The organism is Clostridium sp. DL1XJH146 (assembly GCF_054819755.1).
This window is the reverse complement of the sequence record NZ_JBTVVN010000087.1, coordinates 1-2146: the sequence shown is the minus strand read 5'-3', so window position 1 is coordinate 2146 and position 2146 is coordinate 1. Positions and strand designations below refer to the sequence as shown.

Below are 2146 nucleotides of genomic sequence, written 5' to 3'. Positions count from 1 at the left end.
ATGCACAATGCACAATGCACAATGCACAATGCACAATGCACAATGCACAATGCACAATGCACAATGCACAATTAAGGAGGAAATATTTTAGCGGAGCTAAAATATTTCTTTTTTTTATTAGGACATTAATCAATAAATCAATAAATCAATAAATCAATAAATCAATTAATCAATTAATCAATTAATCAATAAACCAATAAATCAATAATGAATTAGCAAAGAAATCATTTATAAATAATTATCTTTTGATTTTTTATTAATAATTTTTTTTATAATTAATCTTTTATAAATTAAAGATTTTCTGAGGAACGAAGAAAATCATCCACAATTGTGCATTGTGAATTGTGCATTGTGCATTGTGCATTATGTTTTAAAAAGTGCATTATGTTTTAAAAAGTGTATTATGTTTTAAAAAGTGCATTAGGTTTTAAATTATTTTATAAAACAATGGTACTAAAAATGGTACAAGGGAACTTAGAATAAATCCATTAACAAAAGCTATAACAGCTACTTCAGAATCGGTGTATTTTGATATAAGAGGTAAAGTTGTGTCCATTGACGTCGCGCCAGCAGGAGCTATGGCTGTGAATTTATTTAATTTTTTAGAGATTATTGGGATGGTCATAATTGCAAGCAATTCTCTGAATACATTAGTTAGAAAGGCAACAGCGCCCATTTTGCTTGAATCTAATTTTGAAATTAATACACCGGATAAGCTATACCAACCGAAACCAGAGGAAATAGCTAAGCTTAAATTTATAGGTAAATCTAGGGCTAGTCCAGCTACAATACCACCTAGTAAAGTGCCGATTATAGTTCCAATAGGGATTAGGAGTATTTTTAAGCCGTGTTTTTTTAGGTCTCCAAATACTTCTTTATTAGAACCAATATCTATTCCTACAATAAAAATAAGTAAATTTAAAGATATAGTAATTAACGTGTCTATATTAGTTAAAAATTCTGCACCTAAAAGAAAGTTACCTACTAAAATTCCAAGTATTAATGCTATAAATATTAATATGCTCATTATTCTTTTCCTTTTCTGCTAATATTTTTTGTTAGTAAAAATACAATGATGATTGAGAATAAAGTTGTTGAAATTGCAAAAAATAAAGAAAGTTCACCTATCTCTTTGATTTGGTTTAAAATGTCTTTATTAGCACCTATAGAAGTACCCATTATAAATACTAATAAAAGTACCCCAATTAATTGTAACTTGCTTAATATTTTTTTGCTTTTAGGTTTTAGGTTAGTGAATATGCCGATAAGTATTCCTATTATTAGAACTAGAATTATTGATAACATAAATTACTCCTTTTTTGTTTATAAAAAAATTAAGAAACAATAACTATTATAAACATATTATCAATAAAAATAAAGAATGGATGGTGGTAAATATGTATAAAAAAAGATTATTTAAAGAATTTAATTACCATTTATTAAAAGATGATTATCCATCAAAATATTTGGAGGATATTTTTAAAGAAGAGAGTGTTCAAAATTTATACCCATTCGAACTTATTTATAAATTAAAAGAAATTCCACAAAACAAACAATATCATCCAGAAGGATCAGTATGGAATCATACCATGTTAGTAGTTGATAGAGCTGCTACATTAAGAGGAAAAAGTAAAGAGGCAGAAGTTTTTATGTGGGCAGCATTATTGCATGATTTAGGTAAGTTATATACAACAAAGATTAAAAAAGGTAAGATTACAGCCTATGACCATGACAAGTACGGTCAAACACTTGCTATTAAATTTTTAGAAGAAGTTGAGCAAGAAGAAGAATTTATTCAGAAGGTATCTTTATTAGTCAGGTGGCATATGAATGCACTTTTTGTAGTTAAAAAATTACCATTTTCAGATATAGATAAATTAGTTAAAGAAGTACCTATTGATGAATTAGCTCTATTAACTCTATGCGATAGACTAGGTAGAGGTGAATTAGATAAGAAGAAAGAAAAAGAAGAACGAGATAATATAGATGTATTTGTTAATAAATGTAGGGAAGCACTGCTTAAAGATTAATTTGCAATTTGTAGAGTGCTTCTTTTAAAAAAAGAGTACAGATAAAAGATAAAAGATAAAAGATAAAAGATAAAAGATAAAAGATAAAAGATAAAAGATAAAAGATAAAAGATAAA

At 26.8% G+C, this 2146-nt stretch carries 3 protein-coding genes; 1 reads left to right on the top strand and 2 read right to left on the bottom strand.

Annotated elements, in window-relative coordinates:
• Positions 1-427 precede the first annotated feature (427 nt).
• Together ACVHXK_RS18575 and ACVHXK_RS18570 are read right to left on the bottom strand one after the other, a co-directional pair.
• Entirely contained in the window at positions 428-1027 is a 600-nt protein-coding gene (locus ACVHXK_RS18575) for a LysO family transporter (protein WP_461207901.1), read from the bottom strand.
• The gene (locus tag ACVHXK_RS18570; protein ID WP_461207900.1) at positions 1027-1305 is read right to left on the bottom strand and encodes a LysO family transporter; all 279 of its coding nucleotides are present in this window, start codon (positions 1303-1305) and stop codon (positions 1027-1029) included. The genes ACVHXK_RS18575 and ACVHXK_RS18570 overlap by 1 nt, the downstream gene beginning before the upstream one ends.
• 92 nt (positions 1306-1397) lie before the next feature.
• Between ACVHXK_RS18570 and ACVHXK_RS18565 the strand changes: the two genes are divergently transcribed.
• Positions 1398-2030 (top strand): HD domain-containing protein, encoded by a 633-nt coding sequence (locus ACVHXK_RS18565; RefSeq protein WP_461207899.1) that lies wholly within the window; start codon positions 1398-1400, stop codon positions 2028-2030.
• Positions 2031-2146: the final 116 nt, after the last annotated feature.

Excerpts from the sequence above, each read along its gene's own strand:
- ACVHXK_RS18565 (WP_461207899.1), top strand. The coding sequence starts at position 1,398 with ATGTATAAAAAAAGATTATTTAAAGAATTTAATTACCATTTATTAAAA.
- ACVHXK_RS18570 (WP_461207900.1), bottom strand. The coding sequence starts at position 1,305 with ATGTTATCAATAATTCTAGTTCTAATAATAGGAATACTTATCGGCATA.
- ACVHXK_RS18575 (WP_461207901.1), bottom strand. The coding sequence starts at position 1,027 with ATGAGCATATTAATATTTATAGCATTAATACTTGGAATTTTAGTAGGT.